This window comes from Amphibacillus sp. Q70 (assembly GCF_052055485.1).
Classification (GTDB): Bacteria; Bacillota; Bacilli; order Bacillales; family Amphibacillaceae; genus Amphibacillus.
The window spans coordinates 1801495-1817262 of record NZ_CP197171.1 but is presented as its reverse complement, the minus strand read 5'-3'; the positions used below and the strand labels follow the sequence as shown (position 1 = coordinate 1817262).

12 protein-coding genes are annotated in these 15768 nt (G+C 34.2%); all 12 read right to left on the bottom strand.

Annotation, left to right across the window (positions count from 1 at the left end):
* Positions 1-196: 196 nt before the first annotated feature.
* Positions 197-1480, bottom strand: a complete 1284-nt coding sequence (gene rho / locus ACS127_RS08070; RefSeq protein ID WP_440897910.1) for a transcription termination factor Rho — start codon at positions 1478-1480, stop codon at positions 197-199.
* 312 nt (positions 1481-1792) lie between these two features.
* Positions 1793-3076 (bottom strand): UDP-N-acetylglucosamine 1-carboxyvinyltransferase, encoded by a 1284-nt coding sequence (locus tag ACS127_RS08065; protein WP_440897909.1) that lies wholly within the window; start codon positions 3074-3076, stop codon positions 1793-1795.
* 702 nt (positions 3077-3778) lie between these two features.
* Positions 3779-4633 carry a class II fructose-bisphosphate aldolase gene (locus ACS127_RS08060; RefSeq protein ID WP_440897908.1) on the bottom strand — a complete coding sequence of 285 codons (855 nt, stop codon included), beginning with the start codon at positions 4631-4633 and terminating at the stop codon, positions 3779-3781.
* Between the two features lie 249 nt (positions 4634-4882).
* Positions 4883-5245: a response regulator gene (locus ACS127_RS08055; protein WP_440897907.1), complete on the bottom strand. Its 363-nt coding sequence runs from the start codon at positions 5243-5245 to the stop codon at positions 4883-4885.
* A 469-nt stretch (positions 5246-5714) separates the two neighbouring features.
* A complete protein-coding gene (locus ACS127_RS08050; protein ID WP_440897906.1) occupies positions 5715-7310 on the bottom strand; it encodes a CTP synthase in 1596 nt (531 codons plus the stop codon).
* A gap of 262 nt (positions 7311-7572) precedes the next feature.
* Positions 7573-8121 (bottom strand): DNA-directed RNA polymerase subunit delta, encoded by a 549-nt coding sequence (gene rpoE, locus ACS127_RS08045; RefSeq protein ID WP_440897905.1) that lies wholly within the window; start codon positions 8119-8121, stop codon positions 7573-7575.
* Between the two features lie 151 nt (positions 8122-8272).
* Positions 8273-8860 carry an AAA family ATPase gene (locus ACS127_RS08040; RefSeq protein WP_440897904.1) on the bottom strand — a complete coding sequence of 196 codons (588 nt, stop codon included), beginning with the start codon at positions 8858-8860 and terminating at the stop codon, positions 8273-8275.
* Positions 8861-9976: 1116 nt separating this feature from the next.
* Positions 9977-10630 (bottom strand): class II aldolase/adducin family protein, encoded by a 654-nt coding sequence (locus ACS127_RS08035; protein WP_440897903.1) that lies wholly within the window; start codon positions 10628-10630, stop codon positions 9977-9979.
* 86 nt (positions 10631-10716) lie between these two features.
* Positions 10717-12096 carry a PTS galactitol transporter subunit IIC gene (locus ACS127_RS08030; RefSeq protein ID WP_440897902.1) on the bottom strand — a complete coding sequence of 460 codons (1380 nt, stop codon included), beginning with the start codon at positions 12094-12096 and terminating at the stop codon, positions 10717-10719.
* Positions 12097-12357: 261 nt separating this feature from the next.
* Complete coding sequence (locus ACS127_RS08025) at positions 12358-12648, bottom strand: PTS sugar transporter subunit IIB (protein WP_440897900.1); 291 nt, start codon at positions 12646-12648, stop codon at positions 12358-12360.
* Between the two features lie 307 nt (positions 12649-12955).
* On the bottom strand, positions 12956-13414 hold the full coding sequence (locus ACS127_RS08020) for a PTS sugar transporter subunit IIA (protein WP_440897899.1): 459 nt from the start codon (positions 13412-13414) through the stop codon (positions 12956-12958).
* Entirely contained in the window at positions 13392-15383 is a 1992-nt protein-coding gene (locus ACS127_RS08015) for a PRD domain-containing protein (protein ID WP_440897898.1), read from the bottom strand. The genes ACS127_RS08020 and ACS127_RS08015 overlap by 23 nt, the downstream gene beginning before the upstream one ends.
* Positions 15384-15768 lie beyond the last annotated feature (385 nt).

Genomic DNA, 15768 nt, shown 5'->3' with positions numbered 1-15768 from the left:
TGTTGCCTATCCGTTAATTATAATCATTTCCCTTCTCTCAAACAACAATCCTATCGATTAAAAAATGCTGTTTTTTGATATAAAGGCTTATTAACGTTTCAGCTTTTTTAAATGAGTTTCTTGCTGGACTATTATCCTTTCAACATGAAAAAATCCCCAATCCGCTAAAGGGATGGGGAGCTTTTTTAATAAAATATTATTCACGTGACATTTTCTTACGTTTCATTTCGTCAATGAGTTGTTGATAGAATTCGTCATTTGTTTTGGTTGAGCGAATTTTTCTTAAAAAGCGTTCTACAAAATCAGGCGAATCTTGAATCCCTTTTCTAATTGACCAAATCATATCTAACTTTTCCTTTGTGATCAATAATTCTTCTTTTCGCGTTCCTGAGCGTAAAAGATCAAGAGCTGGGAAAATGCGGCGTTGTGCAAGCTGCCGGTCAAGGTGTAACTCCATATTACCTGTTCCTTTAAACTCCTCATAAATAACGTCATCCATTCTCGATCCTGTTTCAATCAAGGCTGTGGCAAGGATAGTAAAGCTCCCGCCTTCTTCAATATTTCGTGCTGCACCAAAAAATCGTTTAGGACGATGGAAAGCAGCAGGATCAATCCCACCTGATAGAGTTCGTCCACTAGGTGGAATCACTAAGTTATAAGCTCTTGCTAACCGCGTAATACTATCCATTAGAACAACAACATCTTTTTTATGTTCAACTAAACGCATTGCTCGTTCTAAGACAAGCTCAGATACTTTAATATGATTTTCAGGTACTTCATCAAAAGTTGAACTGACAACGTCTACTTCTGAATGAACATGACGTTCGATATCTGTCACTTCTTCTGGTCGTTCATCTACTAGTAAAATGATCAGTTTTACATCTGGATGGTTTTCAGTAATACTATTGGCGATTTCAGTTAGCAGCATTGTTTTCCCTGCCTTTGGAGGGGCAACAATCAAACCACGCTGTCCAAAGCCAACCGGTGTTGTTATATCCATTATTCGTGTTGAAATGCCTGTAGGTTCTGCCTCAAGTTTCATCATTCGATCCGGATAAAGCGGTGTTAAAGCTGGAAAATGTACACGTTCTTTAGCAAACTCTGGGTCTTCTCCATTTACTGCATCAACATGGAGTAAGCCGTAATAGCGCTCATTTTCTTTAGGTGGGCGAACTTTCCCAGATACTTTATCTCCATTTCTGAGATCAAAGCGTCTAATTTGGGAGGCAGAAATATAGATATCTTCCGCGCTAGGAGAGTAATTAATTGGTCTGAGGAAACCAAACCCCTCAGATGGAATGATTTCTAACACACCATCCATAAATAGATAACCACTTTTTTCAGCTTGTGCCTTTAAGATCGAAAAAATAAGTTCTCGTTTTGTTAATTTTGCATAGTAAGACACCTTAAACTCTCTTGCTTTTGCATAGAGATCTTTTAGGGTCAATTCCTCTAATTGTGAAATTGTTACTTCAGACACGTAGTCATCACACCTATTCTATTGATTTATTTTATACTTTTGAAAATTGGGATTTATTAAGTCAGAAGATCGTTTTGAGTGTATTTTCCAGAAGTACATAGCAGGTATTTTTATCGTACTCCTTTTCTGGAAATTATTCAACTAGTTTGTGAAATTTAATAGGAAATTAATAGTTATTTATGAATCTCTCGGAGGTTTTCAGCAGATTTTGGACTTAAAAAAAGTGATTTACTAAAAATTGGTTTATTTTTAGTTTGAGTAAATAAATAGGTGATGCGAACACACTTTAGGACTTGTGTCCGCATCCATTCATTAGTTTTGAATTTGGGCCATTTCCTCTTCAGTCATTTCTTCTTTCCATATTTTTGCGCCTAAGTTGGTTAATTTATCAGTTATTTGTTCATAGCCGCGTTCAATATGTTCTATTCCGGTGATTTCAGTAATTCCATCTGCAATAAGACCAGCGATGATTAAAGCTGCACCTGCACGTAAATCCGATGCACAAACCCTAGCTCCTTGAAGCTGGCTCGGTCCATATACGATCGCACTTGACCCTTCCACTTTGATCTCGGCATTCATCCGTCTAAGCTCATCTATATGTTTAAATCGTGCTGTATAAATCGTATCTGTCACTATCGACGTTCCTTCTGCTTTTGTTAATAAGGTTGTAAATGGTTGTTGTAAATCCGTTGGAAAACCTGGATGAACAAGCGTTTTAATATCAACAGCTGTAGTCTCATCTGATCGTCTCACTCGTAAATGCTCTTCACCTTCTTCAATGTCAACACCCATCTCACGGAGTTTGGCTAATAAAGGTTCTAAATGCTGCGGAATAACATTATCAATTAAAACATCATCACCTTGGGCAGCAGCCATAATGGTATAAGTCCCTGCTTCAATTCGATCAGGTATAATTGTATGAGTACAGCCAGATAACGTTTCAACACCTTCAATTCGAATAACGTCCGTACCCGCTCCTTTAATTTTAGCTCCCATACTTGTGAGTAGTGTGGCTACATCAATGATTTCAGGCTCACGGGCAGCATTTTCAATGACGGTCTTTCCTTTTGCTCTAACTGCAGCAAGCATGATATTAATCGTTGCACCAACACTTACCACATCAAGATATATTCTTGCCCCTGTTAACTCCTCTGCTCGAAGATAAATGGCTCCTTGCTCATTTGTAACCTCTGCACCAAGTGCTTCAAAACCTTTAATATGTTGGTCAATTGGACGTGGACCAATATGGCAGCCACCCGGAAGACCAATTACCGCACGTTTAAAACGACCAAGCATAGCTCCCATAAAATAATAGGATGCTCGAAGTTTTTTCACTTTTCCATTTGGTAATGGCATAGAGGTCATTTTAGTTGGATCGATATGTACAGTACCTTGATCTCGTTTGGCTGTACCACCGATCTCTTCAAGTAATTCACTTAAAATAACAACATCAGAAATGTCCGGTAATCCTTCAATAATAACTTCAGAGTCAGCCAAAATAGTTGCTGGTAATAAAGCAACGGCACTGTTTTTTGCTCCCCCTATTTTCACCGTTCCTTTTAAACGCGTACCACCTTCGACAAATAATTTTTGCATTTTAATATCCTCACTTTTTAATAATTGTCGTCAATTCTCTTTTAATATAGTTTATACGTTCCTGCTGCTTTAATGCGCTTTTTGATTGTGACTTTTTTGATTTAACATAACTTAAATGAGTCCATTATTTTGGAACCTTTTTGTTAAATAAGCTAATATTCTTTGCTTTATTTACATTATACAGAGATTTTAGCTTTCTAGCTACTCTAAAAGTATGAATAACCATTTTTAAGGAATTTTTTTGTTTCACTTTAGGAAAATAAAACTTTGCTAAAAAAACTGATTCGAGGTGGCTAATATTTTAACATTCAAAGGATAGGAAAACAAACGGATTCACTATTTAACGTGAAATAATCGGTTTTTCAAGTCTATCGAAGCCTATGAGATTTTATCAATGAACCCACAGTTGCTATAGATATTTTACACTACACATCTTGGCAAAAAATTATTTGTAAATTTCAGTATTTTGTTACGGATTTCTTTAAGTGTAGGTTTAAATACATGGAGATAGTGGAGAACTTTTATCACATTCTTTAAATATTGAACGCAAATAAAAGAAATATTTGAAGTAAATCATTAAAAAGAGTCGTTGCAAAAGTATCAAACTTTTACAACAACTCCATCTATACCCACTTTTTGTTTAAACTAACTAAAAAGCCGGTTTAACATAGCAAAACTCTTCCTATCGACCGAGAGTTTCCTTTATGCTTTATTAGAAGAACCGAATTCACGCATTTTATCAATGACTGATTCTTTAATTGCATCACGAGATGGCCCTAGGTATTTACGTGGGTCAATCATATCAGGGTTTGCATCTAGCACTTCACGTACCCTTTTAGTTTGTTGAATTTGGTTTTCAGTGTTTACATTAATTTTTGATGTTCCAAAAGAAATCGCTTTTTGAATATCTTTTAATGGAATACCAGTTCCTCCATGAAGGACTAATGGTAGACCTGTTGCAGCACCAATTTCCTCCATTTCTTTGAAACCAAGGTTAGGTTCACCTTTGTATGGTCCATGTACAGAACCAAGAGCTGGTGCTAATGTATCGATTCCAGTACGATTAACAAGCTCTTGACATTCTTTTGGATCTGCATAGATGATGTCACCTACCACATCATCCTCTTGGCCCCCAACAGTTCCAAGTTCAGCTTCTACAGATACTCCATGTAAATGAGCAAGCTCAACAACTTTAGATGTTATGGCAATATTTTCTTCAAATGGATCATGTGAAGCATCAATCATGACTGATGTGAAACCAGCATGAATGGCTTTTGCACACTCATCAAAGCTTGAACCATGGTCTAAGTGAATAGCAATTGGAACAGTTGTACCTTGTGCTTCCATTACCGCTTTAACCATTGCAACAACTACACCATAACCACCCATATAGCGTCCTGCACCTTCAGAAACACCTAGGATAGCTGGGGCTTTCTCTTCTTCAGCAGCTTGTAAAATTGCTTGGACATATTCTAAATTGTTAATATTAAATTGTCCCACAGCATAGCCACCTGCTTTTGCATCTTGTAGCATTTTTGTCATTGATACTAATGGCATGAATAGTTCCTCCTTAAGATATAAATATTTAGTTGTAAGTATAGAGCTCGTTCAAAAAAATTGAACACACTCGTATAACCAGTCAAATTATTAGTTGATTGGATACATTAATAGCATACCAATTTCAGTGGATAGGTGCAACATAACTTACCATTTGTAAGCGGTTACAACAAAATTATTTAACAAATAATTAAAATTTGTGATCAGTTCAATAATAAAATGTTATAAAAAGTTATATTATGTCATTTTTCACCCATTTAACAGATTGTTTATTTGTTCTTTAGCTTTGATAATATCAAACGGTTTAGAAAAGTAAGCTTTGACCGATTGAAGTTCTGCTGTTTCCTTTTTGACCTCTTCAATCAGACCGCTCATCAAAATTACAGGTATAGAATAGCCTTTTCTTTCAAGCTTTGTGATAATTTCTGCTCCATTTTCAATCGGTAATTGGTAATCAATAATTAATAGATCGGGTTCATCCTGCTCGATTTCTTCAAGTGCCTGCCTACCACTTTCACAACTTTTTACTTGATAACCCTCACTCCGGATAATTTCTTCTAACAAAAATCGAATACCTCGCTGGTCATCAACAATTAAAATTTTTTGATTCATTTCTATACCCCCATCATGTAATCTCAAATCTAGAAATCCTTTAATTTGCTTTGTTCTAACCAATCATTTGTATTGCTTATATCCTCTTCATAGCTGATATGCTACTTTATCACAAATTAACTAATTAAATTTCGACTGATAGGAGAGCTCTTTTATTCGAACACTTTTTTTTATTCAAAAAAAAGCCTCTGTTTATAATATATTCTAACTTGATTTAACATTATCCTTCAATTGACTGGATTAAATGATAAAAAATAAAAGTGATGAATCATCATTTATGATAGATTCATCACTTTTTTTAAAAAATATGTCGTTTATCTGATCTGTTTTTACAAAAGCATCGAGACGTTTTTTCTTACCTTAATGCTATCAGTTATGGCGATAGGTGTCTTCATGAAAATATAAGTTCATTTCCTTCGTGTGTTATCTCACTGACGAAGCCCTTCCTGTACCATTGAACAAGTTAAAATTATTGAATAGTCGCCTCAATGAATCCTGAGAATAATTGTTGCGGTTTTGTTGGACGTGACTTAAATTCAGGATGGAACTGTGTAGCAACAAACCATGGATGATCCGCTAATTCAATGACTTCAACTAAGTTACCATCTGGACTTGTCCCTGAGAAAATTAATCCTTTGGCTTCTAAGGCTTCACGGTATTTATTATTAAATTCATAACGATGGCGATGGCGTTCATGGATAAGATCTGCCTGATCATAAGCTGCTTTTACTTTTGAACCCTCTTTCAACTGACATGGATAAAGACCAAGTCTTAGGGTACCACCCAAATCTTCAAGATCCTTTTTATCTGCTGATAAATCAATAATAGGAACAGAAGTATTTGGCTGAATTTCAGTTGAATGAGCGTCAGGTAAATGAAGGACATTTCGAGCAAATTCAATGGCTGCAAGCTGCATTCCTAGGCAAATACCGAAGAATGGTACTTTTTCTTCACGAGCATAACGAATCGCACTAATTTTACCTTCAATTCCACGATCACCAAATCCACCCGGAACAATAATGCCATCAACATCTGCCAAATATTCAGCAACATTCTCGTTATTGATCTCTTCTGAATTGATCCATTTCACTTCAACATCTACATCATATGGGTAACCAGCATGTTTTAGTGCTTCCACAACAGAAATATAGGCATCTGGTAATTCAATATATTTTCCGACTAAACCAATTGTTTTCTTTTTCGATAAGTTCTTAACTGTCTCAGCTAGTCTCTCCCATTCCAGCATATCTGGTTCAGGACATGCTAAGCCGAAGTGATCACAGGTAATTCGATCCAGTTCCTGTGCTTGTAAAGAAAGTGGGATATGATAGATGGTCTCTGCATCCGTTGATTCAATGACATTCTGCTCTTTAATATCACAAAATAGAGCAATTTTTTCTTTCATTTCTTTGTTAACCGGCATTTCAGAACGCAAAATAATTACATCTGGTTGAATACCTAGTGATCGTAATTCCTTTACACTATGTTGGGTTGGTTTTGTTTTTAATTCACCAGCTGCTTTAATATATGGTACGAGTGTCGTATGGATATACATTACATTTTCCTTGCCAATCTCATTTTTTATTTGACGAATCGCTTCTAGGAATGGTAATGACTCTATATCTCCAACTGTCCCGCCAATTTCTGTAATGACAACATCTGCTTGACTATGTTCAGCTGATTGAAAAACTTTTTTCTTAATTTCATTGGTAATGTGTGGGATTACCTGTACAGTTGCTCCACCATAATCGCCGCGACGTTCTTTTTTAATCACTGTTGAATAAATTTTACCCGTTGTAATATTAGAGTATTTAGATAAATTTATATCAATAAAACGTTCATAGTGTCCAAGATCTAAGTCTGTTTCTGCACCATCATCTGTTACAAAAACTTCACCATGTTGATATGGACTCATTGTGCCTGGATCAACGTTAATATAAGGATCAAATTTTTGAATCGTTACATTTAAACCACGATTCTTCAACAAACGCCCTAATGATGCTGCTGCAATGCCCTTACCTATTGACGATACAACCCCACCGGTTACAAATATATATTTTGCCATAATTTATCCTGCTCCCTCTGCTAAATTATTTATCATCTGCTTGTAGATTGTCCAAGCATGACCTATCTATATTCATCATTTGGCTGCTCTTTTTGTATTTAAAATACAAAAGCGCCCCCCTATATTTAGGGGGACGCATAAATAACAATTCTTTTTGTAGAGCCCAAATAAAATATTACGCATTGAACTTAAAAAAGTCAAGCAGTTAATTTATTTTAACGGACTCAATTAAAGAGAAACAGGAAATGTGAAAAGTAACAAATTACTTCTGACCGATTTCATCCTCACCATCTTCTTCATCCTCGTCCTCTTCTTCTTCATCTCCGTATTCATCATCAAAGTCCTCATCTTCAATAAGGTCTTCATCTTCAAGAGTAATGGTATCTTCCTCATCTTCATCATTTTTATAAGCAGCTTCAACAAAGTCTAGTGGAATCTCTGTTAAATCCTCATCTTGATCATCAATTGATGGCTCTAACTCTTCTTTCTTTACCTTTTTCTTCTTCTTTTTACGTTTTTTCGGCGTCGTTTCAACCTTAATGACTTCATCAATTTGATCAACAGAATACCATTTTTTCAAACCCCATTCTCCCGCACCCAGGGTTAAAAATCGTCCATCTAGATTGAGATCCGTATAAAATTGTGCCAGATAATCATTTTGCTCTGTCTGTGAAAAATCCTTCATTTCAGATATTTGATCGAAGATTTCCTTATAATTTAAAGCCTTTTTTTTATTTTCCAGAACGATTATTGCTAATTCAATCATTGAGTATTCCTGTAAATCTTCACGGTTTAAATTTGCTAAAGTCACCGTTTTTGCACTCCCCTTATCTGGTTATTGTTCTGACTTTTCATGAACTTTTTTTAAATAACATTACTCCATCATTTGTACATTATATGAGTATGCTATATAAAATGCAATATATCTAATATATTCATTGAAAAAGGAGTAAATATATTACTTATTCTTTTATATAGGCAATTAAGTCAGCTATTTTCTCTTCTGTTAAAGTACCTGAATTATCAAAGATATGAATATGATCTTCTGGGACATTCCAATTAATCTCCGGGATAAAATTAACCCGGTTTTCATAGCTATCCCAATGAACGAGTTTCCATGTATCCTTTTCGAGACCTCGCTTTTCAATGCGTTTCCGCTGCTGTTCAATATCTTGAAGCGTAACGACAATGACCTTAATCTCGACTTCATCCCTTGTTTTTCCCGCTTCATTCAATAATTCATCAAGGTACTGTTGACTTTTCAACTCAGAAGTAAAAGGTGAAATCATAAATACATTTTGTCCAACACGAAGATTTTCAATACAAATATCTTTTGCTGTATCATATTCTAGATCACGTAAATTTTCGTTATAAAAATCCGAATCGCGGTCATCCTTTTCTAATCCTTGAAGCTCAAGAAATCGTTCAACAAAACGACCTCCTACTGTATCGCGATCTAAAAACGCACAAGGAATCTCCTCAGCAACTTTTTCTGCTACTGTTGTCTTTCCTGTACCTGCCACGCCAACAAAATAGACCAACTTTTGCATCCACTAACACCTCTGTCTTTTATATTTTCTTATATGTTAACGTATGCAAGTAGAAAATGCACGGGTTTTATTGAAGTATTGAAAAAATCATGACAGGATAGAGTCCAAGTTCACCATTTCTATTCATGAGTAGTACAATCAAAATGAGCTTGGGACAAAACAAAACGGTTTATTCTAGATACGAACAAACACGATATGGATATAGAGGAAATAGCCACAGATGAGATAGGTTCCACTTTCCTGTGGGCGTAGCTTGAGCTAACTTTGCCAAGCAAAAAGCACTTGTCAAAGTGGATCTCAATCTCACGCTTTTCCCACGGGAGTTTACACATATCTCATCTGCTAAATAGCGACTTTCACTTTAATAATTGTTGACTTTCAATAGCTTATAAAATCAATTTGCCCTTAGGGTTTTGCTCTGTTAAGTTTACTTATTCGATAAGAACGACTCGTCTAAGTGAAGATAAGCAACGGGGAAGACTTCTGCAGGAATAGGACAAAGAAAGCTTCGTCAGCAATACATCGCACGAAGAAAATTGCCTTTTATTTTCGAGGATGAGCTGAAGGTCTACTTGAGGAGTAACCTTTGCTACTCAGGTTAGCTGAAGGCAGGTTTAGTTCGTCACGTCCTGTAGACCTCAATCTCCGCGAAAAGCGAACCCGTTGCTTTTCGGAACGATTAGACACTCTAAATTTTAGGGAGTAAAAGTTAACTTATAAAAAGCGAATGATTTATTCAATTTACTTGAATATCATTCGCTTTTTAAACGACTCAATTTACTTTTGTCCCAGCCGCATTTTGATTTGGATATTTATAATATCATAACCATTTGACAGAAAGCTCATTTCTTTCAAGTACACCATTAATCCTTCATGTATAGAAGTGAATAACTTAGCAACGTCCGAACTTGGATTTGTAACTAGTATTCTTCATGGCTTCTACGATACATAAAGTTTCCTACTGAGTTGCCAGCCTACTCCTAATAGTATGCTTTTCACTCTATATTAGGTTAATAAAATTTTAATTCAAATAATTTATTTTGTACATATGTCTCCAAAAGTTAGAGTTTAACTAACTTTTGGAGATTAGAGTTTTTGTAAATTAAACTATATATGTTAGCTTTTCACTCCATGATTGGATCTCCCTTTCTCCAATAATATCCTGCATTCCTTTTCAGTAAGTGGATTAGATTTTCCACCTGTAATTATTTTTCTAATAACCTCAGTCTGTGCTAACATTTCTAAGGACATTGTTTTTGAGAAGGCTTCTAATGCTGTTTCACCTACGGCTAACACTCCATGTTTTTCTAAAAGAAAAACATCATAATCTTGAATATACTCTTCGATTCCTTTAACAATGTTAGAAGTGCCTGGTGTTCCGTAGGGAATTATTGGAATATCACCAAACAAAAGAAGAAATTCTGGGCTAACATTCGTTTCTAATTTAATCCCAGCTTGAGCATAAGCAGTAGAATATGGAGCATGGCAATGAACTACAGCATTAATATCAGGTCTTAATTCATAACATTTGATATGCATTGGATTTTCAGAAGTTGGCTTTAATTGACCTTCTAATAATTCACCTTTCATATCTGTTACAATTATTTGGCCTTCTGTTAATAGTTCTTTACTATGCCCACTAGGAGTAAGAAACAATCTATCTTTATGCTTAACAGAAATATTACCTTCATAGGTTCCCACAAGTCCTTTAGTATTCATCATGTGTGCAGTATCAACAATCTCTTTCTTTATTTCATAATCTCTTCTCATTAAAAATTCCTCCTAAAATAGCAAAATGTATTTATCTTTCAATAACTTTCGAAGGTAATCCATTTAAAAATTATTGACGAGAATTTTTATGCGGAAACTTTGGATTTAGACAATATTTTTTCATTTTGTGAATATGCTTTTTTTAAATCTTTTATCATCATCACGTATCCAAAAATCCAGTATCCACCAATAATAGCTGGCAGTATCACTTTACCGCTCCATATAAAAGAGAACGCATAGGTAAATACTGGTGCATCAAGTGCAGAATTAGAAATCAATGTCCCCTGGTTTATAATTCCGTTTTGAATAGCTAAATCCGAAATCATTGGAGCAACAGCAGTTCCACATAACAAGAACACTGGGGAGCCAAAACCTATCATCAAAATCAACATTCTTACAAGGTTTCCATTACAAACATAAAAAGCAGCTTGAGCTAAAGCTAAGTTTACGACTCCAGCAAATGGTAATATATTATTCCAAGGCAAAATGACTGCCCAAATAAGAGTAAAAGGAACTGATATCATAGCAGCTACCCAAATCTCTGAGTTACCCAAAAGAAATGGTGTGTCCAATCCTACATTTAGTTCTCTTTTATCATCTTTTAGCCTTTTCCTCATAAAGGTACTACAAGCATCTGATATGGGTGATAATGCCTGCATAAAAATTCTTGTTACCATCGGTAGGAGAGTCATCGCCGTTGCACTAATAAAAGCCAAGGTTAGAGTGTCAGCTATATTGTATCTTGCTAATAAACCAAATATAAATCCCATTATGAACCCCATTATATGATTCTCTGAAAAAATGCCGATTTTATTTTTCAACCATTGTGCATCAAATGTATGCTTACTAAATAAACGAACTTTTCTTAATAGTATCTCTAGAGGATATAAAACAGAACCAAATAAAAATAAGCTATGTGGAGCTGTAACACCTGGTATTCCGGTTTTTTCTTGAATTCTGGCTTGTAAAGCATCACCCATTATCAATTCTGCTATTATTCGAATAACGGCTACTGCTAAGCCTAATAAAATACTCCCTGTTATTGCTGCTATTACTATTGTCTGAAAGATTTTCCCCCAAACATTCCATAAGTCAACATTTATAGTGTTTGTTTTTTTCGTTATAAACATAATGGCATTTATAATTAATTGAATTGGGAAAAGTATAAAAGCATATGGCCAAGACCAAGTAATTGAAGCTAGAGTAATCCAACCCCCATCAATAATAGAAAAATCCGTTCCTAAAAACTTAGTCATTTGTTCTGCTGCAGGGCCTATAGCCCCTGTCATATACTCTACAATAAGTGACATTCCTGCTAAAGCTACTCCGAAGGTTACAGCAGAAGAGAGTGATTTAGAAACCCTCATACCAACGAGTAAGCCTAAAAAGAGCATCAAGATAGGTAAAAAGACTATTGAACCCAAATCATTTAAAATATAATCAAATACATTTGAAAGTATTCCCACAACTATTCACTCCTTTTTGGTTTGAAAATAATATTTGTTTTACACTGTCTGTGATTTGTCAATAAGTTCTTTTCCATCTTTAAAATTCTAAAGGAAAAAGGGCTCGTAAATTTAATGTCATTGTTTAAAATACAATCAGGCTGCTTCAAGTTTGTTTGATAATCAATCGGATCCTCATTACTGGAAGTACAATACTTGTTTGAATTGTCTTCAAAATATTCTGCCTATTCTCGTCAGAAGTAGCGATGAAAATGTTCATACTTATTTTTCGATAGCAATTTTAATTAATTTGTTTAATTCTTCCTCTTGATTAGTCCCCGTTAAAAATGAAAGTCCGTTAATTACAGGCAAATCATAGTCTTTGTCAGGTGTTATGACAGCGATATATGCAGAAGCATTTCTTAAATACATGTCTAATGATTTAATATCAACAGCTTCAACGGAAACATTATCTATTCCTTTCTCGTTCAATAAACCTTGAATCTTACTGGCTATTGTCTGAGATGTTGCAACACCAGCATTACAAGCTACAATAAAAGTTTTATGTTTCATCTTTTCCCCTCCCTAAATAATAGTTTTTTTAACAACAGAGATTTTTAAAAGTTAACTCTCTATAAGCTCTTTCATCTTGGCTTACAATAAATAGTTAGCTGTATCAGCTTGATAGAAATAATGGCCTGAATATTCCTCATAAATTTCAAGGGTATAATTTATTTGACTTAAGCAATAAATAATTTTTTGACATATTTTAAATCATTGTAAGGAGATGCTATAGCACACTACCCTTCTATTGAACCTATTGGAAAGGTTCTTCTCTTTCCTCTATACTTTTTAATCACATCATTTTAATTTTTGAAATTTATAAATAGTTCAGTTTATTCTCAAGTTTATTTACATCCCTTTCCTCCAAAATTGCTTGGGAAAAATCTTTAGTTTGAAAAAGTTCCATCAATGTTGAAAGTAATACCGTCTGATTCTTCGGATCTGTAATCCCCAAAAAAAAGATAAGTTTTACTTTTAATTTTTCATTGGAATTCCCCATATTTTGAAAGTCTAACTCGTCTTGAAGTTTAACAAGATAAATAAAAGGTTTTTTAACATGAATAGTCTCTGTATGAGGAATCGCTATATTACAATAATATGTTTTTAAACCTGTTGGGAAGTTATGCTCTCTTTTTATCAATGCTTCAAGATAAGAATTTTTTACATATCCCAGTAATTCTAATTCTTGAGCCACTTCTTCAAATAGTTCCTTCCTATTTTGAGCGGGGTCATTTAGTTTCATTAATTTGGAACTAAATAAATTTTTGTACGCCATCTTTATGTCTCCTTTCGATCAGTTTAAACGCATCCTTATTGGTAGAATGATATAGCGTATCCATAAACTCACTATCCATAAAGAGACTATTTAACTTTAATAATTTTTTTACATGAGAATTATCTTGATTAGGAGATAAACACAAAACACATGTCTTTATACTGGGACTAACTACAAGTTGAAAATCTTCACGATATACACCATCGTTGTAATGTGCGTGAGGTAAATAGACTTCGGGTCCTATCAGCATTGATTTATATTTTTCTTTGAATATTTCCATGGTTGCACTAGAATATGCAAAACTAATAGATTTTCGTTTTTGCATTTTTAATAACCCAATTTGAGCCATTTCAAAAATATCAGTTACAAAGGTAAAATGAATCTGTTCTTGCTTTAAAATGGCATTGGTTGTATCTTGACCCCCTTTGTCATCTTGAAAAAAACGATGTGCTTTATTCTGGATATCCTCAAATTTTTCTTCAGGTATAACATCATGTAGAAAACTCATTAACTGTTTTGTCTTTATACTTGGATTGGTAACAATATAGTTTTCTACCTTTTTAATAAGTTCTTTCCTATTTTTTTCATCGAAAAGATTGACCATAACGAAAATTTTCTTATCTGTCTGAAGCGGGACTGTCGTAAAAACGATATCAATATTTGGATTTTCCTGATAAAATTGTCGCTCACTATAGGTTCCTATGAAATTGATCTTTTGAAACATATCCTTCAATTGTACATTCATTAATTCGGATATCGAGTTGCCGCTTTGGCAGACGACAATGGCTGTGACATCTTTATTACTCTGGTATGCATCATGACTGACCTGATACATGTGTCCCAGCACAATCATGGAAAGATAAACGATATCCGCTTCGCTGAGAGCTATCTTTTCATATTCATCTACAATTTCTTTGATCACTTCATAGACGGGATAATATCGACTTATAAAATCTCTTTGTATCGGATTTTCGAGAGTCAAACCTAATCGTTTTCGGATTAAAGCAGGACTTAAATGCTGCATCAGTTTTTTCTCAAATTGATTGTTTCCGAAATTGAATGCTAACTTATCCTCTAATTTCTTAATGATAAATGAAACAAATTCTTTTACTTCTGTTTCACTTGTTAAACTGGAATCTAAGTCAACTCGATTAGCACCTAGGAAAATTAATGTCAAATAGGTAAGATCCTGTATCGACAAATCTGTATACTCCCAAAATAATTCTTGTATTTTTTCAAATTCACTTGTCTGGTTTAATTCTTGATATTTAATGGGTAGGTTCCACGCATCTTTTACGATACATGCTCGTTTAATCATGATTAGAATGATATAAGGCAGCTTTGAGAGATATTCATCACTAAAGGTGATATTTATTTTCTCCTCTAGTTTTCTAATCCTTTCTGTCAAAAGAAAATATTCTTCCTTAGCATGAATTACCTTTTCTTCTAAAAGTCTCCTTCCATTTGGATACAGAAACAATCTATCTACTATATTTATTAACTCAGCCCTGATACTGACTTCATTACCTTCTAGATGGAATCCATCTTTTCTAGTGTAATTAATCGAAAACTCATTATCTCTTATCTCACTGTTAATCATTTTTATATCATTAGTGAGTGTATTTTTGCTGGCTAGGCAATGATCTGAAAGCTCATTTAAAGATAAGTACCCATTATTTAGAGCAATCTTTAAAAACGCCATATCCCTCCTTACCTCTAGTTTGAATATTGGAGTCATTTCATCAATGGGAATATGATAATGACTTGTAATATTTCTTATATGTTTGTGGGGAATATAGATAATTTCATCATTACTAACGATAATGTCTTGATTGAACTGTGAATTGATTTCACTTTTCAACTGATTCAATTCATCATAAGTTATGTTATAAGAAGTTAAAAGCTGTTGAATATTAAGATGAATTTCTTTTAACAAATCTCTTATAACTTGTTTTTCCAAATGTTTCATTCCTCCACCTCCCATTTTGTGCACAACTTAATTATAAGCCAGAGCATTTCTCTATACGCGCCAATTCATCACAACTTCTATTTGGGGTGTTTTATTTTTGTGATGAAAGCAAACAGGGAAAGTGCTCAACTTTGTTGTTGGGTAAAGATAAGATTTATAAATCATTTTATTAATTTAGGATAGAAATTATTGAAGTCAAGGATATTTGTAAGCAGAAAGAAACATTAAAGTTAAATAGAGGTAGGTTCTTAAGTAGAATATACTAACTACAAAATACAAAAAGACTGTTCATACTGGAATAGTCACAAAAGGCTTTGATCTTACACAAAAGTAAAATAACGGTAAAAATAATTAATATTGCATAAAAATGTTTTACACTTGTCAA